The following is a 24,844-nucleotide window of genomic DNA, read 5'->3' as shown; positions in this document are numbered from 1 at the left end:
CCGCAGCCGCCGCAGCCGTTGCGCGGGGCCGCAAACAACGCTCCGGTGCTACACTCTGGCGTTTTTCATAACAGACCAGGCGCATGACGGAAGCCGACGAACAGCGCGACGACAAGCTGCAGTGGATCCAGGCATTGCGCGGCATCGCGGTGCTGCTCGTGGTGCTCACGCATGCGCGCTACCTGCTGCTCGACACCGACCAGTACGCGCTGGCCGACCGCCTGTTTCTGCCGGGCGCGATGGGCGTGGACCTGTTCTTCCTCATCAGCGGCTTCATCATGGTGTACACCACGCCCGGCGCCACCGGCCTGCACGCGGCGGCGACGTTCGGCGTGAAGCGCTTCGCGCGCATCTGGCCGGCCTATGCGGTGATCACGCTCGCCTACGTCCTGCTGGTCCACGGTGCCGATTACTTCAGCGACCCCGCGCACATCGGCGTGTTCGTTCGGTCGCTGCTGTTCCTGCCCGTCGATCCGCTCGATCCGCCGTTTTTCGGTTTCGCTTTCCCGCTCGGCTGGACGCTCGCCTTCGAGATGTACTTTTATCTCGTGTTCGGCCTGTGCATGCTGGCGGGGCGGCTGCGCTGGGTCGCGTTCTGGGCGTGGATGCTGCTCACGCTCGTCCTTGTGCCGCTGGCGAGTGGCGGGCCCACGCTCGATGTGCGCCAGCACCTCGACCTGCCGGGCGCTGCGCTGCAACTGGTGACGAACCCGATCGTGTACGAATTCCTGGCCGGCGTGGCGATCGGCCACCTGTACCTGCAGCGCTGGTTCCGCGTGCGCAGTACGCGGGTGGCGTGGCAGCTGGCCGTTTGCGGCATCGGCTTCGCCGCCTGGTATGGTTTCGGTCGCATCGGCACCTTCCACGGCCCGGCGGCGTGGGGCTGGCCACTGGCGCTGATGGTGCTGGCGCTGGCACTGGCCAGCAAGACGGTCGTGCTGTCGCCCCCGTCCGCGCTGGTGTGGGCCGGCACCGTGTCGTACTCGATGTACCTCACCCATTACCTGGGACAGACGGTGCTCGCCCGCCTGCTCGCGTGGTTCGGCATCGATACGCATACGTGGGCGCAGGTCTTTATCACCGTGCTGTTCGCGCTGCCGGTGGCCGCGCTGGCCCACTGGCTGCTGGAGATCCGCCTGGGTCGCGCGGTCCGGCGCGCGCTGCTGGATCGCCTGCGGCGGCGGCTGCCGGCCGAAGCGGAGGCGTCGTCCTCGTGAATCGGCGATTGTGGTTAGAATGCCAGTATTGCCGTTTGCCGGCGGGCCGCCATTGCGGCCCGGTGTAAGGGGGCTGTAAGCGGGTCGCCTTACTGTTTTGGCAAACTACACCACAACGGAGACAAGCATGAACGCACCAGCCGAAGTCAACTCGGGTAGCTCTGCTACCGAACAGCAGGGCCCCGTCGAGAGCCGCACCTTCCAGCCTCCCGAGCAGTTCGTGGCCAGGGCCGCCGTGTCCGGCATGGCCGGGTGCCAGGCGCTGTGCGACGAAGCGGCAAGCGATTACGAAGGCTTCTGGGCGCGTCTGGCCCGTGAGAACATCGAATGGCAGACGCCGTTCACCCGCACCCTCAACGAGGACGACGCGCCGTTCTACCGCTGGTTCGATGGCGGCAAGCTGAACGTCTCGTATAACTGCCTCGACCGCAATCTGCAGAACGGCAACGCGGACAAGACCGCGATCATCTTCGAAGCGGACGATGGCACCGTCACCAACGTCACCTACACGCAGCTGCACGAGAAGGTTTCGAAGCTGGCCAACGGCCTGAAGTCGCTGGGGATTAAAAAGGGCGACCGCGTCATCATCTACATGTCGATGTCCGTCGAAGGCGTGGCCGCGATGCAGGCCTGCGCGCGCATCGGCGCCACGCACTCGGTGGTGTTCGGCGGCTTCTCTGCCAAGAGCCTGCAGGAGCGCATCATCGATGCCGGCGCCGTGGCCGTGATCACCGCCGACGAGCAGCTGCGCGGCGGGAAGCACCTGCCATTGAAGGCGATCGTGGACGAAGCATTGGCCATGGGCGGCTGCGAGTCCATCAAGAACGTGGTCGTGTACAAGCGCACCGGCGGCAACGTGGCGTTCAACGCCGGCCGCGACACCTGGCTGTCCGACCTGGTCGATGGCCAGTCGGCCGATTGCGAACCGGAATGGGTCGATGCCGAGCATCCGCTGTTCATCCTGTACACGTCCGGCTCGACCGGCACGCCGAAGGGCGTGCAGCACTCCACCGGCGGCTACCTGCTGTGGGCCGCGCTGACGATGAAGTGGACGTTCGACGTGAAGCCGGACGACGTCTACTGGTGCACCGCCGATATCGGCTGGGTCACGGGCCACACGTACATCGCTTACGGCCCGACCGCGGTCGGCGCCACGCAGCTGATCTTCGAAGGCATCCCCACGTTCCCGCATGCGGGCCGCTTCTGGGAGAACATCCAGAAGCACAAGGTGTCGATCTTCTACACGGCACCGACGGCGATCCGCTCGCTGATCAAGGCATCCGATGCGGACGAGAAGGTGCACCCGAAGAGTTTCGACCTGACGTCCCTGCGCCTGCTGGGCACCGTGGGCGAGCCGATCAACCCGGAAGCGTGGATGTGGTACTACCGGAACGTGGGCCGCGAACTGTGCCCGATCGTGGACACGTTCTGGCAGACGGAAACGGGCGGCCACATGATCACGCCGCTGCCGGGCGCCACGCCGATGGTGCCGGGCTCCTGCACCTTGCCGCTGCCGGGCATCATGGCCGCCATCGTCGACGAATCCGGCGCCGACGTGCCGAACGGGCAGGGCGGCATCCTGGTGGTGAAGCGTCCGTGGCCGTCGATGATCCGCACCATCTGGAACAACCCGGACCGTTTCAAGTCCGCCTACTTCCCCGATGAACTGGGCGGCAAGTACTACCTGGCCGGCGATGGCGCGATCCGCAACAAGGACACCGGCTACTTCACGATCACGGGCCGCATCGACGACGTGCTGAACGTCTCCGGCCACCGCATGGGCACGATGGAGATCGAGTCCGCGCTGGTGGCGAACCCGCTGGTCGCCGAAGCGGCCGTCGTCGGCCGTCCGGACGACACGACGGGCGAATCGATCTGCGCCTTCGTCGTGCTGAAGCAGGCCCGCCCGACCGGCGAAGAAGCGAAGAAGATCGCCCTCGAGCTGCGCAACTGGGTGGGCAAGGAGATCGGCCCGATCGCCAAGCCGAAGGAGATCCGCTTCGGCGACAACCTGCCAAAGACCCGCTCCGGCAAGATCATGCGGCGGCTGCTGCGCGTGCTGGCGAAAGGGGAGAGCATTACGCAGGATGTGTCGACGCTCGAGAACCCGGCCATTCTGGAGCAGTTGAAGGAAACTTCGTAAGCTTGCTGCGCCTGCCGGCTCGGCTGCGCTGACGCTGGCATTGGCCGCCGCTGCCGATGAGTACTGGTGTCTGACAACCACTGCGGATACTCCGTCCGCATGAGGGTGTCAGGCACCGGTTCGGGAGCACCCGTAGCCCTCGACGCTTGCATTCCTGGTCTCTGCGCACCTATGGTTGCCCGCGTAATTTCTCCCCGCTCCCCTTGCCCAAGAAAAACTTTGCACTCTACATCTCACCTGCTATAATCTGCGGCTCTCGCGATGCGGGAATGCAGGAGAGATGGATGAGTGGTTTAAGTCGCACGCCTGGAAAGCGTGTGTAGGTTCATAGCCTACCGGGGGTTCGAATCCCCCTCTCTCCGCCAAGGATTCACATCGAACAGTCCCGGCAGGTCCAGGAAAGTCCAACAGAAGCCCCTCTAGCCCGTGCTACAGGGGCTTTTTTGTTTTTGAAGGTCCGCCAACGTCCAGTTGTGTTCGTGTGCATCCAACGCTTTTAGGAGCATGATTCAGATCATCATGTGCCCCCTTCAGAGAACCATGCCCCAAAACTTGGTCTAACGTCCTCCAACGCATGATTCTATGGAGGTGACGTATGCCGAAGCTCATTGTTCCGTTGACCGACATCCAGGTCAGAAACGCCAAGACCAAGGACAAACCCTACAAGCTGTTCGATGGCGGCGGGCTCTACCTTGATGTGATGCCGAGTGGCTCGCGTATCTGGCGTTTCAAGTATCGGCAGCAAAATGGGAAGGAAAACCGGCTGACCTTTGGACCTTACCCGGAGGTTACGCTGCAGGACGCCCGGGAGAGACGGCTTGAGACGCGCCGCCTGATGCTCCAAGGTGTCGATCCAGGAAAGCACCGCGACGATGCCAAGCGGCGGCTGACCGACCGCGCCGCCAATACGTTCGAGAGGATCGCGCGCGAGTGGTACGCCAACAAGGTACCGACATGGAGCGAACGCACGGCCAAGAACATGATCGTACGACTGGAAGCAGACATCTTTCCCCGTATCGGTTCGCGGCCGATCACCGAGTTGAAGCATCGCGACATCATCGAAGCCCTGCGCAAGATCGAGGAACGGGGCGCCACCGAGATCGCGAAGCGTCTCAAGGCGGTCTGCTCGCAGATCTTCAGCTATGCCATCCAGTGCGGACTGGCCGAACGCAATCAGGTGGTCGACATGAAGGACGTGCTGAAGTCCCGGCGGGCCTCGCATTTCGCCGCTATCGATGCCGACGAACTGCCAGCCTTCCTGGCCTCCCTGGAGCGCAACGAAGCGCGCATGTTCCAGCCGACGCGGATCGCCTTGCGATTGATGTTGTTGATCTTCGTCCGGACCAGTGAGCTTATCGAGACGCCATGGAGCGAAATCGATCTCGAAAAGGGCGAGTGGATCATTCCTTGGCAGCGGATGAAGCGGGGGAAGCTGACGGTCAACCCGGACACCACGAACCATCATGTGTGCCTGTCACGGCAAGCCATCGCGCTACTTCGCGAACTGCATGCGATTACAGGCGGGTCAAAGTACCTGTTCCCGAACCAGCGTGATCCCAAGAAGCCGATCAGCAATAACACTCTCCTCGTGGTGCTCGGGCGCATGGGATACAAGGGGCGCATGACGGGGCATGGCTTCCGGGCACTCGCCATGAGTACCATCAAGGAGCGCCTGGGGTACCGGCACGAGGTGGTAGACCGCCAGCTGGCACACGCTCCCAGAGACAAGGTCGCAAGCGCCTACGACCGCGCCCAGTTCCTCGCCGAGCGCAAGAAGATGATGCAGGACTGGGCTGATTACATCGACGTCTTATCGCTGCGGCCCACGGTTACAGGCGCCCGGACAGCATCGCCCTAGTTCAAACGTCTTCACTATCGCGCTTGGAGGCTTGGCGACACGCCAGCGCCTCCACCACCACCACCGGCCGCAGCGTCTTCGATTTCTCCCTGCCAAACGCTTTTTCCCCCTCCAGATCATCCGCAGTGCAATCGTAGTCCGCGCCAGGACGATCGCGGACGCCGGTGGATGATCCTGGACGATTCGCCCTTTCCTTGTCATTTCGCAGTGCTTCCGGTGTTTGATGCGCCGCAGGGGTGAGCCTGCGCAAGACGATACAGTGGTTCATGTCGAGCAGCTGGTGAGGAGCAAGCCATGTTTTCGCTTCGCTCAAACGGCTTGCCCTGCGGGGCGCCCTCGCTACGCTCGGTCCAAGTTCAACTGCACAAACGCCCAGGCCCACACCATGTCGCCCGATTCGACGCGCAGATCCCACGGCGGCCGCCCCAAGGGCGATCCGGACGCAGTGCGGCGTGCGACCATCGGCGTGCGCGTGTCCGCAAGCGAGTACGTGGCGCTCAAGTCGAAGGCGGCGCACATGCACATGACACCGGCGCAGTGGCTGCGTGAAGCGGCACTCGCGCGGCGCTTGCCTTCCCCGCCTGTCGCGGCCATCAATCGCGAGCAGTACGCCGAACTGGCGCGGCTTGCAGCAAACCTGAACCAGCTCGCGCATCTTGCTAACGAAGGCAAGCCGGTGACCGTGGCGAGTGGCCTGCTCGAACGCGTCGCTGCCGAGACGCGCCGCTTGCGTCTCGCGCTACTTGGCATCGACGGAGGCAGTGATGATCGCTAAAGCCGTCAAGGGCCGCGGCTTCCGCGGTGCGCTCGAATACGACCTGGGCAAGGAGCAGGGCCGCGTCATCGACACGAACATGAACGGTGGCGGCACACGCGCATTGGCCACCGAATTCGGAGAGATTCGCAAGCTTCGGCCGGGCCTCGGCAAGGCAGTGCTGCACGTGTCGTTGTCGGCGGCACCAGGCGAACACCTGACGGACACGCAGTGGATCGAGATAGGGCGGCGCTACCTGCATGGCATGGGACTGGACCGGAACCAGTACATCGTTACGCGACACACGGATACGGACCATGAGCACATCCACCTGCTGGCGAATCGGATCCAGTTCGATGGCGCGGTGACCAGCGATAGTCACGACTACCGCCGACAGGAGGTGTTGATGCGCGAGATCGAACGTGACCTCGGGCTGCGACAGGTCGGGCTGTCCGAGAACTGCGAACGCCGCGCTGCAACCAAAGGGGAAATCGAAGAAGGGCTGCGTAACGGGCATGCGTCGACGCGCCAGCAGCTGCAGCAGCTTTGCGATGCGGCGATGGCGCGCTGCTCGGGCTTCGCAGACTATGCCGCACGCCTCGCGGCGGCGGGCGTAGAACTCGTACCGGTAACACAACTCGATGGCACCAAGCTATCGGGCCTGTCGTACCGGCTGGATGGCGTGACGATGAAGGGCAGTGACCTGGGCAAGCGATACAGCCCGTCAGGACTGGCAAAACAGGGAGTGGGTTATGACAAAGAGCGAGACTTTGAAGCAGTTGGCCGCTGCCTCGAATGCGGCACGCCTGGACAAATTGGGGCAGGGGATCGAGGCACTGCACTCGGCCCGCATCGAGAACGTGGAGCAGCTGGCATCGATGCTGGAGCCGTTGGCGCAGGCGATGGCCGCACTGACGGACGAAACGCGGCAGACCCTGACGGAGATCGAGCAGCAGGGCCGCGATCAGGCAGAGAGGTTCAAGAGCCAGGTCGAGGCAGCGACCAAGGCGTTGACCCAGGCATCGACACAGGCGCAGCAGGCAGCCAGCAACATGGACGCAGCGGCCCGCCAGACCGAATGGCGTCACTATCTGTTGGTAGTGATCACAGGGCTGTTGAGTGGCTTGCTCGTGAGCGCATTGTGGCTCTGGCAAGCCCGCTACGCCTTGGAGGCCGAGCCGAGCATCAAAGGAGCTGCAGTGGTCTTCAGTCCCGAGACACCACCCAGGAAGCGATCCAACGTCAGATAGCGGCACTGGGCGGGAAGCAATTCGACGTGCTGCTTCGCGAGGTGATCAGTGGGAAGCCGATCCAGAAGGAATGGAGTACGGATCAGGTGTTGAAGAACGTCGCGTGGCTGCAGCGGATGAATGCGAGAGGTCACAACATTTTCATCCGACCGAACGGCGAGCACGGCCTGGCGCTCCTTGGCGCGCTCAATGGCGACGACTTGGCGAAGATGAGCCGCGAGGGACTTGTACCAGCGGTCAGCATCGAAATTGCTCGCGATGAATTTGAAGCGTGGGTGAAATTATCCAATAGGACATTACCTGCGGAGCTCCGTCGTCTGGCTGAGTTGGAGCTGATGGGCTTGATCACTGATGCCAGGAAGAAAATAGTCAACGCTGGATATGGACGGCTCGCGGGCTTCGTAAATCTTGGGAACGATCTGGATAGTATTTGGCGGGTAAATTATGTGTTCGCTCGTAAGGAAAGTACCAAGATCAGCCAGAACGCTAAATTCTGGTTGGAACGTGCGCGAACGATGTTTGAAGACAGAAACAAAGATATTCAAAGCAACGTATCAGTTCTGGTTTTGCCAAATCAGGCGAAGTCACGCGGGCACAGGCGTTGAGCATTCATCTTCCATTTCTCGATATCAAAAATATTAAATAATAAAAATACAAGAAATATATGCTCTGCTTAAAATGATGCGGATCTACGACACGTTTGAGAACAAACTTCCTACGAAACCTTCATTCGGTCGGTCATTTGTTACAGTACATGATCTTTTCAGCGTGGCAACATGATATGCTGTTCTGAATTGCAGCAATCGGCCAGAATCAGACTTTGGTATGGTACTGACGACGATGGATTCACGTAAATTCTTTTGGCTCATCCTTGCGATGTGCATCCTCTCGGCTGCAGCTACGTTACTACAGCTGATAGCCATGTATTTTATGAGCTTGGGAGGCGCGCCTCATGTCTATGAGAATTTCAGTGCAGCTCTTGCTGCGGCAAGGGATATTGAGAAAATAAAAGCCGCATGTTCGTCACTTGCACAGTGGACTGAATCGGAAAGAATGGGGCGCGTGGCGCTTCTGGTTTACGCCCCGCTTATCGCACTTGTGACTTCTATTGTCTGCGGCGCACTTGCTGCCTGGGCGCTTGCAAAGACCAAAAAAGCTAAAGTACTGCGGTAAAAGCGTATAATGCATCAAGGCAATATGCATGATGTGGCGAGCGTCCCAGCACTGGACGGCAGGAATCGGCCAAAGGCGGTCCCCCGCGCCAATAGGCGTCACAGAAGCGTCACGTTAGGAGATATTTCACGTTGAACTCCATCATATGAGCATGTCGATAGCGAAAGTCACCCTACAAGATCTTATCGCCGACCGCGAGGTAAGGGTCATGGCGCTCTCCGGAAAATGGGGCACGGGCAAAAGCCATATGTGGGACAGCCTCCGCAAAGCTTCGACGGATAGCCATATTCAGGAGGCGCTGTACGTTTCTTTGTTTGGCGTCGCTACGATCGCCGAGTTGAAGCTGAAGCTTGCCCAATCAGCGGTACCTATGATTAAGAGGAAGGGGCCTCAGGCAGATACAGTTAAGGGCGCGATTAGTGCCATAAAGAATGGTGCACAGGGACTTTTCAAACTCGGAACAGCCTTGGACGAATTCGCCCTGCTTGCCGTCCCAGCCATTGTGCGAGAGAAGTTCATCGTGATCGATGACATCGAGCGCAAACATGAGAAACTTACAATCGATGAAGTCTTGGGTTTCATAGACGACTTCACACGAAACTACGGCTGCAGGATCCTGCTTATACTGAACACTGACCAGCTCGCCGACAGGACTGTCTGGGAAAAATTCAGAGAGAAGGTCATTGATGAAGAGTTGCGGCTTGACACGACTGCGGCAGAGGCCTTCGACATCGGTATCCAGCTTTCACCGAGTCCGTTCGCAGCAAAGATCAAGCCGGCGGTCGAAGCCTGCGGCATCAGCAACATCAGGATAATTCGCAAGGTCATCCGCGCTGCAAACAAAATCCTTGCCGCGCATTTGACGCTTCCGGATGACGTTCTAGACCGCGTCATTCCTTCCACGGTGCTGCTGTCCGCCATCCATTACAAGGGCATCGAGGACGGCCCGACCATGGCCTTCGTTCTCGACTCCCAGTCTAATGTGGGCCGCGAAATCGCACGGAGCCAGCGCGAGCGTCGTGGCGAGGAAGCAAGCGATGAAGACAAGCTACATGCGCGATGGATGCTCCTGCTTAATCGTCTCGGCATCTCGTACACTGACGAATATGAAAAGCTTGTGTCCGACTACCTGAATGCCGGCCTTGTTGACCGTTCGGCAGTCGATGCGGTCGTCGATCGCTATTGTCGGGAGCAGGAACGCACTGGAGCACAGGCACGCGTGGGCGAGTTCTTCCAATCCACAATATGGAATCCTGAACTAACGCCCGCAAAAATCGTGGAGGCAGCAGGTGTGTTGCTCGCCGATGTGCCGCATTTGGACTGCTATAGCGTCACCTCACTGCACGATTACCTCGTTAAATTGCCGGGAGGGGCGGCGATTTCTGAACAGATTGTGTCCTTGTGGGTCGATCAAGTGCGGGAGATGGCAGCGGCGCCGGGCGCGGATCCCAGACAATTCGTATTCGATAACTGGACGGGACGCGCATTGCATCCTTCGATCGCGGCTGCTTTCGCAGAGGCGCGCGTTCGCGTCGAGCAGCCTAGAACCCTGTTGGACGTATGTCTCTACCTTGCGAGGAGTGACGGGTGGAACTCTTCTGAGGAGGCCGTCATGCAAGCGGCGACCGTTGACGATTTCACGCGAACAATCTTGAGCATCCGTGGCCAACAGCTCAAGTTGTTCATGCTCAAGAACCTCGACATTTACGCCAACCGTGGTACTTACGCGCCGCACTTCGGTTCCAGCCCTCAGCACTTCCTTGACGCATGCAAGAGAATTCGAATCGAACACGCCGAAACGCGCTGGGCAAGCCTAATCGAGGATTTGTTCAAAGACGCGAAGCTTTATACCAACCTCAATGTGGGGCAACCGGACGCCAACACGACAGCAGCTGATGAAGCAACCACGTAGGCTGGCGCACGCCTTGGCAACAGTCCGCTTTGGGTCGAGAGCAGCCTGTCGTGAGAGACCATGAATTTTTTGGTGCGGCAACGGCTACAATGTGGCGAACGGCCGAGATCGGCCAGAAGCGGACTTACATCGTTCTTCCCACCACCTTCGTCATACTTATGGTAGAATTTTTGCATACCAGCGACTAGGAGCAGCTCCGGTCTAATGTCTGGTCCCTAGGGCGATTTATGAATTTACGTGTGCCCGGTCGCTGGCTAGCGACCGGGCATTTCGTATTTGGGATTCGATCCGAAGAGGTCAACGCCGCTTTGCAACTGCACGATGATTTGGGTCACTCATGAATCCACAGCCGCTGCATCAGCTGTTCGATGCGATGTATCACGACAAGTATCGGTTCGACGAGTTCCTAGCCCTTAAACCCGAAGAGCACTACAGCCCGATCCCTTGGAAGAGTCGAACGATTTACAAACCGTCGCCGACGCTGAAGGATTTTCATAAATTCATCACCGGGTTTCTTCTTGACTACCTCCCAGTGAACGATTCGGTTTCCTTTGCATACCGCAAAGGTGCTTCGCTGCTCCAGGCGGTGACCCCTCATGCCTACAGCCGAGCATTTTTTCAGACTGATCTAGAGCGCTTCTTTGAAAGTATCACGTCGAGCCTAATCCGTAGGGTTCTTGATCAAGCATCTACCCCAGTCGCTGATTTGGCCGAGCATGTCGAACATATTGTCCGCTTGCTAACAATCGAGGGTGCGCTTCCAATCGGCTACTCGACCTCGCCAATACTGAGCAATGCATGTCTGCTGGGGTTCGATGCGCGCTTGGCCGCTACCAGCTGCGCGCGGAATTGGATATACACTCGCTACGCTGATGACATCATCATTTCCGCTGGTTCTCGTGCAGCGATAAATGATGTAGGTCAGGTCGTAGAAGAATGCTTGAGAGCTGAGCTCGGAGATAGTTTTCGACTAAATCAAGACAAGACCAAGCTCACAACTATCGGACGCAAAGTAAAGCTTCTCGGGTTCGTAGTTTTGCCAACAGGCGGCATAGTTGTTGACCGAAATGTGCGTGATCGGGTAGAGACTTTGCTCTATTTCTACGTAACCGATCGCTCCCGTTTGGCGAAAATCTTCGCCGAGGAGAATGACGAGGTGATGGAAGCTGGGCTAGAACGGTTGAGCGGCCTCATCAGTTACGTTCACTCTGTGGACGAGGCGTATCTCGAAAAGATGAGGATCAAGTTCGGCAGTACGGTCATCGATAGCTTCCTTCACAAGACGGCTCGATGACGCAATTTAAAATCACCCTGGAGTCGATCCAACATCTGGCACACTTGACATTGGACCTAGACCTGTCCGTACCTGGTCTGGTATGCCTCGTAGGACGAAATGGGACGGGCAAAACCACCTTAGTCAGAGCGCTGCGCAATCTTGCTAATGCTGATACCTTTATTAGCACTGCGACACCTCATGCGTTTTCCACCAGTAGCAAAATCACCTATGTCGTCGATGGGGTCGAAGTGCTGTTCGACTTTGACCGCAGGATTCGATCGCTGAACTGCCGCCAGGCGATACCTCCGGCATTGCGAAATCTGATTGCTGCAGAACTTCCGATTCCGCACGGGTCGCGCTTCAATTACTTCAAAAGCGCTAGCGAGGCTGATCTGGACATTCGCAAAGCGATTGCGCTCGGCGTGTATGTGCAACCTGGTGAACTCATTGATTTCCTAAATGAGATCTACTGTTCAAATCGCTTTTCAAACATGGTCGAGGTCAGCGTCAAGGGAAAACGTTACTATGCCATCGTGAAGGGTGATGGCACTTACATCCGCGAAGACTATTTGAGTTCCGGAGAATATTTTCTTATTAACCTCTATCGGACAATCAAAGGAACCGCACAGCTGATAGTGATTGATGAAATCGATATTTCTCTTGACGCTGCAGCGCAGGCAAATTTGTCGCGTTGCTTAAGATCCTTCTGTGCGCGCTTCAGATGCAAAATACTTTTTACAACCCACTCGCTCGCGTTGATGCGCCAGATTGACGATGATTCCGAACTTTTTTTCATGGAAAATTTGAACGGTCAGGCGTCGATTAGGCTGACCTCATATAGCGATGCAAAAGCGCGTCTGTTCGGATTCATAGGGTGGGACCGATACATCTTGACCGAGGATGAGGTGCTGCTAGGGTTCTTAAAAGCCTTGATAGGAAAATTTTGTCCGAGAGTATTTTTTCGCTACAAAATTATTCCAATGGGAGGCGGCCCGCAAGTTGTCAATCTGATGCGGCAAAATGAGAGGGAGCAGTTCTTGGCAGATCCCGAAAAGGTGATTTCGATACTCGACGGGGATCAGAAAAACGAGAAATACTGCCAAGATCCGCGAGTGCATATGATTCCAATTGAAAGCGTCGAAAAGGCTCTCTATGTGTATCGCGAGACGGACCCCGACTTCCCTTTCGTGAGCGAACGGAAGGATTTTACAGGCTATAAAGATTTTCACTACCATCTTCAGCAAAAGAAGATAGCGACACAGGAAGAAATTTTTCAGTACTTGATTGAAAAAAATGATGTTGCGCTTCAGGACCTTGTCGCTGTCCTGCAATACTTCCTCGTGGACCCTGCATAATGCCTGTACTTGTCGCGAACTTTCAGCATGCATGACGCGATCTGATGGTCGATTGATCTCATAGGACCAAGCACGAGCGCAGCCCGGACTTGATCAGCGGCTGGACGCTGCGGTGATGACCCTAAACTCAGAAACGTGCGCACGTCTTGCGAGGCGCTTAAAGACGGCTTTCTTCAATGCGCGGCCACGGATTCATCATTGTTCGACCGTCCGCTTTGGGTCGATAGCGGCCCAAGCCGAGGATGGCAACCGGCCCGAGTCGGTCATCCGCTCTGGTCGCCGTGCCGATCAACGCAACCGTGCGGGGCATGTTTGGGGGTACACCCAAGTCCACAATCGCGCAAACCCAACAGCCATGCGGGATTCCGCTAATAATAGGAATCCCCCTCTCCCAGGAATACAAAAAACATGGTCGCCTCCAGGCGGCAATTTTTTTTGTTTCATGGCGGAGAGAAGGAGAGTCCCTGCGGACTCTCCGTGGGGGATTCGAAGACTCGCGCCTGCCAGCGCGGGGCTCTTCGAATCGCCCATTTGTCGTTGAAGTGGAGATTTTCCGCGCAGCGAAAAATCCCACTTCAACGGCGCCGCGCGCCGAGGGCGCGCGTCGTCAACCACTTCAGCTTTCACACCCCGCGCTGACGCGTCTCCGATCACCCGGCGCTCACGCGTCTCCAACCACGCCGCACTCACGCGTCTCCAACAATCTCCGCTTGCACGCCGCGCTCATGCGTCTACAAGCTTCCGCCCAACGCGCCCCTGCGCCTTCCCAATTCACCCGCCCTTGCCGGCCAAACTCACGCAATCAGAGACGCGCATATCCCAATGCGATAATGCCCGTCTCCATGAAAAAATTAGTCAACCTGATCGGCTTTTCCCTGTGTCTCACCGCCACGGCGCTGCTGGCACTGGTAGGCCTGCTGGGCCTCGCGCTGACGATGCTGCTCAGCAGTGGCGCAGCGTATTTCCTCCTGCCTAGTCTTTGCGCATTGGCCGGTGCAGTATTGTTCGGCGTGCTGACGAAGAAAATCCCACCGGTGTCACGACAGGAAAACACATCGGAAAGAGAATGACGCGGTACCAATCTGCAACAACAACGTCACATCCCCCCGAAAACGCGTGACACTTGCCGCTGCGCAATTTAGCATAGCAACCTTCCCAAAAATTGCCCAGGGACATCACCTGCGTGCACGCACTGCCATGGGCAACGCTAACAATATCGCCGCATGGCGGGAACGCATTTTTTCTTCGCTGCTGGCCGTCGTGCTGGTTGTCGGCGCGATCTCCACGGTCGCGATCATCCCTTTCCTGGTCCAGCATGCCATGTGGCCGGTGGCGCTGGCCGATACGCTGGCGCTGGTGTGGATGTTCGCCATCTGGCGCCTGAGACGCCTGTCCTATACGGTTCGCGTGCTGAACTTCCTGGCCGTGGTCTACGTGCTGGCCATCGTGCTGATGCTGTCCGTTGGTTCGGCCAGCCTGAGCTATCTGCTCGGGCCACCGCTCATTGCCGCCATCCTGTTGAACCTGAGGTCCGCGATGATCGCCACTGGCCTCGGCGTCGCGGCCCTGATCGTGGCGGGTGCCACCGGCCACATCGCCCTGAACATGCCGGGCATGGGCGATGAACCGCTGAAGGCGTCGCTGGTCGCAGCGATCAACTACAGCACCGTCAGTTCGATGCTGTCGCTCGCCTGCAGCATGCTGCTCAAGGGGCTGTCGCGGTCGCTGGGCGAACTGGAGCTCACGTCCGCCGCCGTGGCGCGCCTGAACGACATGGTCATCATCGCCACGGCGGGCGACAGCCCGAAGGCGGTCCAGCCGATCATCTTCGCCAACGATGCGTTCCTGCGCCGCACCGGCTACCAGCGCGACGACATCGTCGGGCGGGACATGCACGCCCTGCGCGGGCCGGAGACCGATCACGCCATCGTCGCGCGCATCTACGAGGCAATGGCGACCAACCAGCCATGCCAGGCCGAGTTGACGATCTACACGCGCGCAGGTGAAGCCTTCTGGGTCGAAGTCGAAGTGATGCCATTTGCCCGCGAGGGTGTCACCGCGACCCACTGGGTGCTGGTCGGCCGCGACATCACGGAGCGCCGCGCCGCGGCGGAAGCCATCCACCGCCTGGCCTATTACGATGTGCTCACCGGCCTGCCCAACCGCCGCCTGCTGATGGAGCGTCTGGGAACCATGCTGGCGGCAGGTCCGGCAGGGCAGGGACTCGGCGCCGTGCTGTACCTGGACATCGACAACTTCAAGAACGTCAACGATGCGCGCGGCCATGCCACGGGCGACGTGCTGCTGGAGCACGCGGCAGCGCGCCTGCACCATGCCCTGAATCCGGACGACATGGTGGCCCGCATCGGCGGCGACGAATTCGTCATCCTGCTGGAGAACCTCGGCGCCGACCCTGCGATCGCGGCACGCACGGCACTGGCAACCGCGAACCTGGTGCGCAATGCGCTGGCACTGCCGCTGGAACTGGAAGGCCAGCCGTTCCGCATCGGTGCCAGTATCGGCGTGGCGCTGACCTCGCGCGACGGCGTCAGCGCGCACGACCTGCTGCGCGAAGCCGACACCGCCATGTACCACGCCAAGGCGGGCGGCCGCGATGGCGTGATGCTGTTCGAGTGCGCCATGCTGGTCGATGCGCAGCGCCGGCTGGCGCTGGAACGCGAGCTGGCCGTGGCACTGGACAACGGCGAGCTGGCGATGCACTTCCAGCTGCAGGTCGACCACCAGGCCACGCCGGTGGGCGCCGAACTGCTGATGCGCTGGCGCCGCGCCGACGGCAGCATGGTGCGACCCGATCACTTCATCCCTGTGGCCGAAGCGAGCAGCCTGATCATCCCGCTGGGCCACTGGGTGCTGCGCGAGGCCTGTGCGGCATGGCATGCGCTGGATGAGATCGGCCGCGCGCTGCCGCTGTCGATCAATGTCAGCCCGGTGCAGTTCCGGCAGCCGGACTTCGTCGAGAAGGTGCAAGCGATCCTCGCCGAGACGGGCGCGCCGGCCAGCCAGCTGATCTTCGAAGTGACGGAAGGCCTGCTGATCGAGGACATCGACCAGACGCTCGCCCGCATGCACCAGCTGACCGCGCTCGGCATCCGCTTCTCCGTGGACGATTTCGGTACCGGCTATTCCAATCTCGCGTACCTGAAGAAGATGCCGCTGTACGAACTGAAGATCGACAAGAGCTTCATGCAGGAGGCGCCGCAGGACCACAACAGCACGGCCATCGTGCAGTCGATCCTGTCGATGGCCGGCCACCTGGGCCTGCGGGTCGTCGCGGAGGGCATCGAGACCGAAGCGCAGGCGGCCTACCTGGCACAGCAGGGCGGCGCCTGCATGCAGGGCTTCCTGTATCACCGGCCCATGCCGCTGGCGCTGCTGATCGAGCAGCTGGGCCAGCGGCCGCAGGCACCGGCTGCGGCTATGCAGGCATAAGGTCCTCCCCTACAATCGCAGATCCTGTCTCAGCTACCGCAGCGATCGCGCATGAACCAGCCTGGAACCACTCCGCCGCCCGATGCGGCAGCCCTCAAGCCCTGCTGCGCGGCCTCGCGCACAGGAATGGCACTGAAGTCCGCGCCACTGACGCCCGCACTAGCCGCCGCGCCAGCGCCACGCGCGACGGTGACGCTGCCTGCAGCCACCTTCCTGATGGGTACCGACTACGCGCGCGCCAACCGCGGCGATGGCGAAGGACCGGTGCGTCCCGTGTCGCTGTCGTCGTATGCGGTCGACGCCTACCCGGTTACCAACGCCGACTTCACCGCGTTCGTGCAGGCCACCGGCTACGTCACGGAATCGGAACGCTACGGCACCTCGTTCGTCTTCCACGCCCAGATCCCGGATGCCCTGTATGACGAGGTGGTGGAAGACACGCTGTCCGCGGCGCCCTGGTGGTGCCTGGTGCGCGGCGCCTCCTGGCGCACGCCGGAAGGCCCGGGCTCGAACATCGGCGAGCGCATGGATCACCCGGTGGTGCACGTGTCCTGGAACGATGCGATGGCTTACGCGGCGTGGAGCGGCGGGACGTTGCCGACGGAAGCGCAATGGGAATACGCCGCGCGTGGCGGCCTCGAACAGAAGCTGTACCCGTGGGGCGACGAACTGACGCCGGCGGGCCACCACCTGTGCAACGTCTGGCAAGGCGAATTCCCCGACCTGAACACGGCGGAAGACGGCTATGCGGCCACCTGTCCCGTCGACGCGTTTCCGCCCAACGGCCACGGCCTGTACTCGGTCACCGGCAATACGTGGGAATGGTGCGCCGATTTCTGGTCCACCGATTTCAGCGCCGCGCCGAGCGCAGATCCGCAAGGACCATCGGCTGGCGCTGCACGCGTGATGAAGGGCGGCTCGTTCCTGTGCCACGCGTCCTACTGCAACCGCTACCGGCCGGCCGCGCGCACGCAGAACACGCCGGACAGCGCGGCCTCCAACATCGGCTTCCGCTGCGTCCGGCCGGTGCGTTGAACCAGCTCCGGTTTCAGCTTTCCTTGCTGCCGGCCTTCGGTGCCGGGTCCGGATACTCGACCGAAGCGACGTGCTCGCGCGCCATGCCCTCTGCGATCTTGGCCACGATCTCCGGATGCTGTGCCGCGACGTTCCTGCTCTCCTTCGGATCGACGGAGAGGTCGTACAGTTCCAGCGCTCCGTTTCGCTTCAGGCGCACGGCCTTCCACTTGCCCCAGCGCGCCGCCTGGCGGAACTCGGGGTCGTAGTATTCCCAGTACAGCAGGCGGTCTTCGGCCTTGCGTTGCGGATCGACCAGGAAGGGTTTCAGGCTCACGCCATCGGTCTTCGCCGCCGCGGCGCCCGCGAGGTCGAGCGCCGTGGGCAGGAAGTCGGGGAAGTACACGGGCACGTCGCTCACGGCACCGGCCGGGATCCGGCCCGGCCAGCTGACGATCCACGGATCGCGGATGCCGCCCTCGTACATGTCGCGCTTGTAGCCGGTGAGGCCGCCGTTCGAATCGAAGAAGTCGGCCAGGCGGGTCTGCTGCGCGGTCGGCTCCGAACGGGGGCCGTTGTCCGAGGCGAAGAAGATCACCGTGTCCTTGTCGAGGCCAGCGGCGGCCAGCTTGTCGAGCAGCTTGCCGATGCCGACGTCGAGGTAGTGGATCATTGCCGCGTAGGTCTTCTCGTCGTCCGCCCAGCCGGCCTTGTCGGCGTACGGTCCGAAGTCGGGCGCCGTGTACGGCGAGTGCGGGCTGTTGTAGCCGGCGAACAGGAAGAACGGCCCGGCCTTGTTCCGCTCGATGAAGTCGAGTGCATCCTCGGTGAGGATGTTCGGCTCGTACAGGCCGTGCTTGCCGTTGGCATTCTCGGGAATGTCCACCAGCTTCTCGTTGTGCATGCGCTGCGATGGCCAGTAGCCCTGCGTGCTCTCCTGCTGGATCAGCCAGCCCTTGAACTCGTCGAAGCCGAACTTCGGCGGCGTGGCGTTCGGCTCGAAGCCGTCCAGGTGCCACTTGCCCATCAGGCCCGTGCGGTAGCCGGCGCCTTGCAGGTACTGCGCCACCGTGTGATCTTCCGGCAGCAGGTTGGGGCGGCGCCACAGTTCTTTCCCCTTGCCCTTCGTTCCCAGCCGGCCACCGCCGACGGAGGTGTTGTCGCGGATGCGTGCGTGGCCCGTGTGCTGCCCCGTCATCAGCGCGCAGCGCGATGGTCCGCACACCGGCGCTCCCGCGTAACCCTGCGTGAACAGCATGCCGCTCTTCGCCAGGCGGTCGATGTTGGGCGTCCTGATCTTGGTCGAGCCGTAGATGGCGGTGTCGCCCCAGCCCATGTCGTCGGCCAGGATGAAGATGATGTTGGGGCGGCGGGTACCGGGTTGCGGGGCTGCGAAGGCGGGCGCGGTGGCGATGGCCGCCAGCGTGCTGATGATGAATTCTCTGCGAATCATGTAATCTTCCTGTTGAGGCACGGCCGCGCGGGCGGACCCGCCTGCGGCATGGGGAACGAGCTTAGCATCGTCGCACGATGATACCTGCTCAACAAATTGAGCGTTGGTGCTGCTTTTTCACCCCCCCCGTGCGGGAGCCGATCGCCGAAGCCGCCCGGCGGCAGGTCGAGGCGGCGCTGACGCCACCGCCGCCCGCGCCAGCAACCACTCCAGCGCCGCCAGCGAAATAACCCTGGCATTCGATAACCCCGCTCGATTCGAGACCCCATGCACGGACCCGACCCACAGACCATCCACCCCATGCCCGCCTTCGAGCAGGTGTGCTTCCTGAAGAACATCGTCACGCGCCCGAACATCGAGGTCGGCGACTACACCTATTACGACGATCCGGACGGCGTCCGCAACTTCGAAAACAACGTGCTGTACCACTTCGATTTCGTGGGCGACTGGCTGCGCATCGGCCGGTTCTGCGCCATCGCGCGCGGCGTGAAGTTCATCATGAACGGCGCGAACCACCAGACGGGCGGCATCTCCACGTACCCGTTCTTCATCTTCGGGAACGGCTGGGAGAAGGCGCTGCCGCAGGCGGGCGAGCTGCCGTACAAGGGCGACACCGTGATCGGCAACGACGTGTGGATCGGCTACGATGCGCTGGTCATGCCGGGCGTGCGCATCGGCGATGGCGCCATCATCGCGGCCCGCTCGGTGGTCACGGCCGATGTGCCGCCCTATGCGATCGTGGGCGGCAATCCGGCCGGCGTGCTGCGCGAGCGCTTCGATGCCGCGACCGTGCAGCGCCTGCTTGCCATCGCGTGGTGGGACCGCCCGGTGGCGTGGATCACCGAGCACCTGGAACTCATCCGCGGTGGCGATGTGGATGCCCTGGAGCGCGCCGCCGCGAGCGGTCAGGTGTAAGGACGGCGGCGTATCAGCCGCGATAGGGCGCCGCCACATCCAGCACCCACATCACGCCGAACTGGTCTTTCAGCATGCCGTACAGCGGCGACCACTGTGACGGTGCCAGCGCGTGGACAACCGTGCCGCCTTCGGACAGCTTGTCCCACAGCGCGCGGATCTCCTCCTCGGCATCGCCACGCACCGAAACAAAGAACGCGTTCTCGCCCGCGTGATAGGGCATGGCCGCCGGTACGTCATAGGCCATGACGCGAAAGCCATTGTCGGCCGCGACCTGGCCCCAGATGACCTGGTCCGCCTCCTCCGGACGCTCGGCCCGGCCGAAATCGCCATAGGTGACAACGGTGACGTCGCCGCCGAAGACGCGCTGGTAGAACGCCAGTGCGGCGCGGGCCTGGCCGCGGAAATTGAGGTGGGTAACGGTTTGAATGGACATCGTGGCTCCTTGGTTGAATGGTGGCGGTGCTCGACCGCGGTGCTATGATAGCCATCCCTCCTGCCAGTTTTTGTCAGTTGCCGATGTCCCGCTCCGACCGTTTATTCCGCCTGCTCCAGGCGCTGCGCAGCCTGCCCGCACCCGTCACCGCGGCGCAGCTGGCCTCCGAAACGGGCGTGTCCGTCCGTTCCACCTACCGCGATATCGACAGCCTGCGCGCCAGTGGCGCCGAGATCGGCGGCGAGCGCGGTTACGGCTACACGCTGATCGAAGACGGCACGCTGCCGCCGCAAACTTTCACCCGCATGGAAATCGAAGCGCTGATGCTGGGACTGGCCGAAGTAAAGCACATGGGCGACCCGGCATTGACCGCCGCGGCCAATGCCGTGCTGGGCAAGGTGGCCGCCACGCTGCCTTCACTGAGCCAGCAGCATCTGCTGCATGCAGTCTCGCAGGTGCATCACTTCTACGAGCGCTACCCGCCGCTGCCGGACATGGCGATGATCCGCACGGCGTGCTGGCGCGAAGAGGCGCTGGAGATCGGCTACAAGGACCGGGAGGGCGCGGTTACCAGCCGGACGATCTGGCCACTGGCGATCGTCTACCTGGACCGGCTGCTGGTGGTGCTGGCGCGCTGCTGCCTGCGCGAAGACTTCCGGATGTTTCGTGCCGACCGCATTACCGCGGTAGCGCTGGCGGGGAGCAGCTTCCGGCCGAAACGGGTGGCGCTGTTGCGCGAATACCAGGCCGGGCTGGATGCAAAGAGGGCGGAGCAGGCTGCCTGACGGCCGCAACGAAGTAGTCAATCATGACGGACGAAAAAAAGGTGGAGCAGGCCAGGCCCGCTCCACCAAAAACACCCGCCATCCAGGCACACCGCGCAGCGCGCCAGGCCGGCGAGTGCATCACAGGTTGCGGAAGTTCACCCCCACCATGATCCGGCGGCCGGCATACGCGTAGTCCAGCAGGTTCGGCGTGCCGTCGGCGAACGGCGTGTAGCCGCCCTGGCTGTTGGTGGTGGTCGAGTTGTTCAGGTTGCGCCCTTCCAGGAAGAACTCGATGTTCGGGCGCCATTTGTAGGCCACCTTGCCGTCGATGAAGCGCGTGCCGTCCTTGAAGTTCGGCGAGCCCGGGTTGTACGGGAACTTCGTCGAGGTCAGGCTCACGGCGGGGTAGTTCTGGATCGCGGCCTGCTGCGTGCAGCCGGCGATGCAGGTGAAGTAGGAAGCCACCGCCTGCACGGCCACGCGCGCCGAGAACTTGCCGTCGTCATACCAGACCGCCCAGTTGTACGAGTACTTCGACTCGCGCTGCGGCGGCAGCGGCGTGCCGGTCAGCAGGTCCACCGCGTTCTGCGTGGTGGTGATCGAGCGCAGCTTCGTCACGTTGGCATCGAAGCCCGTATAGCGCAGGTTCCAGGGCAGGAAGGTGAACGCGGACTTGGCGGCGAGTTCCAGGCCCTTGCGCGTGGTGGCCGCGCCGTTCATCCACATCGAGTAGTCGAAGGGCAGCGAAGACAGGTCCACGCCGGTGGCGGGATCGATCAGCGACGAGCCGGAGAACAGGGGGATATTGTTGACGCCCTGGCTGATGGCCGGTCCCACGATGCCTTTCTGCTTGAAGACGGCCACCGAGAACATCGTGTCGCGGTTCGGGTAGTACTCGACGCTCAGGTTCTGGTTCACGTTGCGTTGCGCCTGCAGCCCAGGATTGCCGAGCGTGCCGCTGCAGCGCTGCGCGCCTTCGCCGCTGTCCAGTCGCGTTTCGTCGTACGTGCAGGTGCCCGAGGCGATCAGCTGCGTGATGGGTGGACGCGCCACCGTCTTCGCATGGTTGTAGCGCACCACCAGCTGGTCCGGGATCGCCCACAGCGCCAGGTTATAGATCGGCAGGAAGTCCGTCGTGCTGGCATTGATCGCCGTGTTGCGCACGTAGGAGTTCGTGATCGTGCCGCCGGCCTTGGCCGGATCGAGCGGATCGTACGAGGCCGTCCTGGCGATCGACGTGAGCGTCATCATGCCGGTGCCGTTGACATCCGTGCGCACGTAGCGGTACCCCAGGTTGCCTTCCAGCTCCCAGTCGAACGGGAAGGCGATCTTCGTGAACGGAATGTGGTCGATGCCGAAGTCGCCCATCAGGTACAGCGCCTTGGTGCGTTCGTTCAGGCGCTGCACCGGCTGTTCGTAGATCTTGCCGTCCGTGGCCGTACACGTCTTCACGCAGTCGTAGTTGTTGTTCGGGACGCCGAGCAGCGAGAACGCCTTTTCCACGTTGATCTGGGTCCAGTTGTCCAGCATGCCGTCCGAGCGGCCCTTGGCGCCGCTGAAGAACTGCGTGGGCGTGGCCTGGCCCTGCAGCACCTGGCCGATCAGGCTTTGCCACTGCTGCGGCGTCAGCTGCACCGTGCTGTTCAGGCCCAGGCGCGGATCGGCCACCGGCGTGTAGCCGTACTGGCAGGGCTTGCCGCCCGGGCCCAGCGAGCCGGGCGTGTCCTGGCAGGCCTGCACCACGGCGCGTGCAATCGGCGTGGGAATGACGACAGGCGCCTGGTAACCCGGCTGGCCGTAGGTGCCCACGGCGGCCTGCATGACGATGCCGGCACTGTTGCCATCGCCGGGGTTCCAGTTGTTCACGCTGTTGTCGCGGAAGTTGAAGCCGGCCTTGAAGCGCTTGAAGAACGGCATCCACTCCGGTGCCACGTAGCTCACGTCCAGCTTCGCGGTTTTTTCCTCGCTCTCGCGGATCTGCGGATTCCAGAACGCTTCCGTGCGGGGCGAGCTCGAACTCACCAGCGGCTGCTGCGCCGCCGTGTAGGCCGGCACGTAGCGGGTGTTCAGCGGACCGAGCGGCTGCGCGCTGGCGTTGGACGTGGCGGGGAACAGCTTCACGTATTGCGCGGGATCGGCCTGGTTGAAATTCCCGGTCGGGAAGCTGTAGCTCCACAGGCCGTTCGGCAGCACGGCCATCTGCGTGGCGCCGAAGAAGTTGGTGAAGCTGATGCGCTTCTGGGCGCGGCGGAAGTCGGACTGCGCGTCGCCCACGAAGAACTCGGCGGTCAGGCCGTCGTTCTTGTACGTGCCGCCCAGCTGCAGGTACTTCGCCGTCACGTAGGCGATGTCGTGCAGCTGGTCGGTGGTGGCCTGGCCGTCGCTGATCGTGTACGACGTCAGGTGGTGGTTCGCATCCGTGACGATCGAGCCGGGCACGATGTTGACCACCGTGTTCGCCAGCGGATAGCCGTTGCTGCGCGGGGTGGGATAGTCGTAGGCGTAGTAGCCCGAGCCCGGCACCGCATTGCGCACGCCCGTGGCGGTGTTGTCCGTGTACGTGGGGCCCGTGTAGTTCGGGCCGATCGTCGTGCCCGTATTCGTGAGCACGTTGCCCAGCGTGTAGGTGAGCTGCGAGAGGTCGTCGCGGCGGCGGTTGTAGCTGCCCTTCGCGTAGACGGTCAGCTGGTTGTTCACCTTGAAGTCGGCGCGCAGGTCCAGGTTCTGGCGGCGGTCGATCTCGCGCTTGACGAAGTAGCGCACGTTCGACGGCGTGTAGTCGTTCCACTGGTTCAGGCAGGTGGCCAGCTCGTTGCCGCGCTGCGCCAGCGCCGCGTTCAGGTTGGCCGTGGCGATGTTGTTGCGCTGCGCCGTCGTCAGGTCCGGGAAGGCCGCGTAGCAGGCGGCCTTCGTCTGCGCGGCGGCCGATTGCGTCAGCACCGATTGCGGGCTGGCCGCCGTCAGGAAGCCGCCCGAGAGCAGCGGTGTCTGCAGCATCGGCTGCGTGGCGCTGGCATCGGCCAGGTTCAGCGTCTGCGGCTGGAAAGTAAACGTTTTTTCCGGCGAGTTGTCGAAGTCGGCCACGCGGTAGTAGCCCTGCAGGCCGCTGAAGGCGTTCTGCACCGAGTGCGATTCGTTGGCCAGCGTGGTGCTGGAGGCGTTCAGGATCAGGCCCAGCCGGCCGTCCAGGTATTTGTTCGCCAGGATCAGGTTGGCATCCGGTTCCCACTTCTTGTTCAGCGAACCCTGCGAGCCGGCCACGCGCACGGACACGAACGGCTTCTTGAAATCGAGGCCGGTGCGGGTCTTGATGATGATGCCGCCGCCAAGGGATCCTTCCGTCATGTCGGCCGTGGAGCCCTTCACCACGTCGACGCTCTTGATCAGGTCCGAGGACAGCTGGCGGAATTCGACGGCGCGGCCGCTGGCGCCGCTGTTGCCGCCCATGTCCGCGCCGCCGGCTGACTGCACGGCCTGGCCATCCAGTTCCACGCGCGTGAGGTCCGCCGAGTTGCCGCGCACGGCCACGCTCACGCCTTCGCCGTAGTCGCCGCGGTCGAGTGCGATGCCGGCCATGCGCGAGATGGCCTCGCCCACGTTCCGGTCGGGCAGGGCGCCCACGTCTTCGGCCACGATCGAATCCATCGCGGTGGCGGCGTTCTTCTTGCGGTCGATGCTCGACTGGGCCGATACGCGCGTGGCGGACACGGTCACCGTGGTCACCGGCCCCTGTGGTGCATCGCCGGCCGGTGCCGGCTCCTGTGCCAGCGCGGCATTGCCCGTCACCAGCGCGGCCAGCGCCATCGAGACCGCGAAGCTGAGCGGCCTCGGACGCATGTCGTACTTTGTGTTCTGCATGATTGTCGTCTCC

The 24,844-nt window shown here is 61.8% G+C and carries 18 protein-coding genes, 1 tRNA gene and 1 pseudogene; 16 read left to right on the top strand and 4 right to left on the bottom strand.

Features of this window, described 5'->3' with window-relative positions; genetic code table 11:
• Window positions 1-83 precede the first annotated feature (83 nt).
• The 4 genes from IP91_RS14240 to IP91_RS14225 all read left to right on the top strand — a co-directional run bounded on the left by IP91_RS14240 (window position 84) and on the right by IP91_RS14225 (window position 5,218).
• Complete coding sequence (locus IP91_RS14240; protein WP_145649722.1) at window positions 84-1,217, top strand: acyltransferase family protein; 1,134 nt, start codon at window positions 84-86, stop codon at window positions 1,215-1,217.
• Window positions 1,218-1,344: 127 nt separating this feature from the next.
• Window positions 1,345-3,360: an acetate--CoA ligase gene (gene acs / locus IP91_RS14235; RefSeq protein ID WP_145649721.1), complete on the top strand. Its 2,016-nt coding sequence runs from the start codon at window positions 1,345-1,347 to the stop codon at window positions 3,358-3,360.
• Between the two features lie 274 nt (window positions 3,361-3,634).
• A tRNA-Ser gene (locus IP91_RS14230) sits at window positions 3,635-3,725 on the top strand.
• A 230-nt stretch (window positions 3,726-3,955) separates the two neighbouring features.
• On the top strand, window positions 3,956-5,218 hold the full coding sequence (locus IP91_RS14225) for a tyrosine-type recombinase/integrase (protein WP_145649720.1): 1,263 nt from the start codon (window positions 3,956-3,958) through the stop codon (window positions 5,216-5,218).
• A 1-nt stretch (window position 5,219) separates the two neighbouring features.
• Here the strand turns inward: IP91_RS14225 and IP91_RS14220 are convergent, their stop codons facing one another.
• Complete coding sequence (locus tag IP91_RS14220; RefSeq protein ID WP_145649719.1) at window positions 5,220-5,531, bottom strand: hypothetical protein; 312 nt, start codon at window positions 5,529-5,531, stop codon at window positions 5,220-5,222.
• Window positions 5,532-5,603: 72 nt separating this feature from the next.
• Between IP91_RS14220 and IP91_RS14215 the strand changes: the two genes are divergently transcribed.
• From IP91_RS14215 to IP91_RS14175, 10 genes and pseudogenes are all read left to right on the top strand, one after another.
• A complete protein-coding gene (locus IP91_RS14215) occupies window positions 5,604-5,993 on the top strand; it encodes a plasmid mobilization protein (RefSeq protein WP_145649718.1) in 390 nt (129 codons plus the stop codon).
• Window positions 5,983-6,396: pseudogene (locus tag IP91_RS26775) on the top strand (relaxase/mobilization nuclease domain-containing protein); the annotation flags it as partial. The gene IP91_RS14215 and the pseudogene IP91_RS26775, both read left to right, overlap by 11 nt.
• Before the next feature lie 328 nt (window positions 6,397-6,724).
• Window positions 6,725-7,222, top strand: coding sequence for an IncQ-type mobilization protein MobB (locus IP91_RS26770; RefSeq protein WP_371860622.1), 498 nt, complete (start codon window positions 6,725-6,727; stop codon window positions 7,220-7,222).
• Between the two features lie 825 nt (window positions 7,223-8,047).
• Window positions 8,048-8,395 carry a hypothetical protein gene (locus IP91_RS14205; protein WP_145649716.1) on the top strand — a complete coding sequence of 116 codons (348 nt, stop codon included), beginning with the start codon at window positions 8,048-8,050 and terminating at the stop codon, window positions 8,393-8,395.
• Window positions 8,396-8,546: 151 nt separating this feature from the next.
• Window positions 8,547-10,307 (top strand): P-loop NTPase fold protein, encoded by a 1,761-nt coding sequence (locus IP91_RS14200; protein WP_145649715.1) that lies wholly within the window; start codon window positions 8,547-8,549, stop codon window positions 10,305-10,307.
• Window positions 10,308-10,644: 337 nt separating this feature from the next.
• Window positions 10,645-11,601: a reverse transcriptase domain-containing protein gene (locus tag IP91_RS14195; protein WP_145649714.1), complete on the top strand. Its 957-nt coding sequence runs from the start codon at window positions 10,645-10,647 to the stop codon at window positions 11,599-11,601.
• Window positions 11,598-12,938 carry an AAA family ATPase gene (locus IP91_RS14190; RefSeq protein WP_145649713.1) on the top strand — a complete coding sequence of 447 codons (1,341 nt, stop codon included), beginning with the start codon at window positions 11,598-11,600 and terminating at the stop codon, window positions 12,936-12,938. Before IP91_RS14195 ends, IP91_RS14190 begins: the two co-directional genes overlap by 4 nt.
• Window positions 12,939-13,780: 842 nt before the next feature.
• On the top strand, window positions 13,781-14,008 hold the full coding sequence (locus tag IP91_RS14185; RefSeq protein ID WP_145649712.1) for a hypothetical protein: 228 nt from the start codon (window positions 13,781-13,783) through the stop codon (window positions 14,006-14,008).
• Window positions 14,009-14,135: 127 nt separating this feature from the next.
• Window positions 14,136-16,388, top strand: a complete 2,253-nt coding sequence (locus tag IP91_RS14180) for a putative bifunctional diguanylate cyclase/phosphodiesterase (protein WP_145649711.1) — start codon at window positions 14,136-14,138, stop codon at window positions 16,386-16,388.
• Window positions 16,389-16,514: 126 nt separating this feature from the next.
• Window positions 16,515-17,423: a formylglycine-generating enzyme family protein gene (locus IP91_RS14175; RefSeq protein ID WP_145649710.1), complete on the top strand. Its 909-nt coding sequence runs from the start codon at window positions 16,515-16,517 to the stop codon at window positions 17,421-17,423.
• Window positions 17,424-17,436: 13 nt separating this feature from the next.
• On the opposite strand, the gene IP91_RS14170 is transcribed toward IP91_RS14175, so the two are convergent.
• Window positions 17,437-18,855 carry an arylsulfatase gene (locus tag IP91_RS14170; RefSeq protein ID WP_145649709.1) on the bottom strand — a complete coding sequence of 473 codons (1,419 nt, stop codon included), beginning with the start codon at window positions 18,853-18,855 and terminating at the stop codon, window positions 17,437-17,439.
• 267 nt (window positions 18,856-19,122) lie between these two features.
• On the opposite strand from IP91_RS14170, the gene IP91_RS14165 reads away from it, so the two are divergent.
• Window positions 19,123-19,770 carry a Vat family streptogramin A O-acetyltransferase gene (locus tag IP91_RS14165; RefSeq protein ID WP_145649708.1) on the top strand — a complete coding sequence of 216 codons (648 nt, stop codon included), beginning with the start codon at window positions 19,123-19,125 and terminating at the stop codon, window positions 19,768-19,770.
• A gap of 13 nt (window positions 19,771-19,783) precedes the next feature.
• On the opposite strand, the gene IP91_RS14160 is transcribed toward IP91_RS14165, so the two are convergent.
• Complete coding sequence (locus IP91_RS14160) at window positions 19,784-20,206, bottom strand: VOC family protein (RefSeq protein ID WP_145649707.1); 423 nt, start codon at window positions 20,204-20,206, stop codon at window positions 19,784-19,786.
• 83 nt (window positions 20,207-20,289) lie between these two features.
• Here IP91_RS14160 and IP91_RS14155 point away from each other — a divergent pair, with 83 nt between their 5' ends.
• The gene (locus IP91_RS14155; protein ID WP_145649706.1) at window positions 20,290-20,991 is read left to right on the top strand and encodes a helix-turn-helix transcriptional regulator; all 702 of its coding nucleotides are present in this window, start codon (window positions 20,290-20,292) and stop codon (window positions 20,989-20,991) included.
• A 120-nt stretch (window positions 20,992-21,111) separates the two neighbouring features.
• Here the strand turns inward: IP91_RS14155 and IP91_RS14150 are convergent, their stop codons facing one another.
• Window positions 21,112-24,831, bottom strand: coding sequence for a TonB-dependent receptor (locus IP91_RS14150; protein WP_145649705.1), 3,720 nt, complete (start codon window positions 24,829-24,831; stop codon window positions 21,112-21,114).
• Window positions 24,832-24,844: the final 13 nt, after the last annotated feature.

Source organism: Pseudoduganella lurida, assembly GCF_007830455.1.
Classification (GTDB): Bacteria; Pseudomonadota; Gammaproteobacteria; order Burkholderiales; family Burkholderiaceae_D; genus Rugamonas; species Rugamonas lurida.
The sequence above is the reverse complement of the archived record's forward strand: the minus strand, read 5'-3'. Positions and strand labels throughout refer to the sequence as shown.